This window comes from Pseudomonas sp. 67(2021) (assembly GCF_017491835.1).
Classification (GTDB): domain Bacteria; phylum Pseudomonadota; class Gammaproteobacteria; order Pseudomonadales; family Pseudomonadaceae; genus Aquipseudomonas; species Aquipseudomonas atacamensis.
Map to the genome: position 1 here is coordinate 1 of NZ_JAFGYL010000105.1, position 328 is coordinate 328.

The window sequence follows — 328 nt, forward strand, 5'->3', positions numbered from 1 at the left end:
GCGGTCTGGGTGCCGACACCCTGATCGGCGGTCTGGGCAATGACACTTACATCGTCGACAACCTCGGCGATACCGTGACCGAAACCAGCACCCTGATCAGCGAAATCGACACCGTGCGCTCTTCGGTTGACTATACGCTGGGCGCCAACCTGGAAAACCTCGTGTTGACCGGCAATGCCGTCAACGGCACCGGCAACGCGTTGAACAACACCCTGACCGGTAACGCGGCCGCCAACACCCTTGATGGCGGCGTCGGCGCTGACACCATGATCGGTGGCGACGGTGTCGATACCTACTACGTCGACAACGTCGGCGACGTGGTCATCGA

Annotated in this window: 1 protein-coding gene; it reads left to right on the forward strand. The window is 61.3% G+C overall.

The genetic code is table 11. From position 1 onward, the window contains the following. Positions 1–328, forward strand: a 328-nt coding sequence (locus J5M66_RS26735; RefSeq protein WP_207817559.1) for a calcium-binding protein, incomplete at both ends; no start/stop codon positions are given.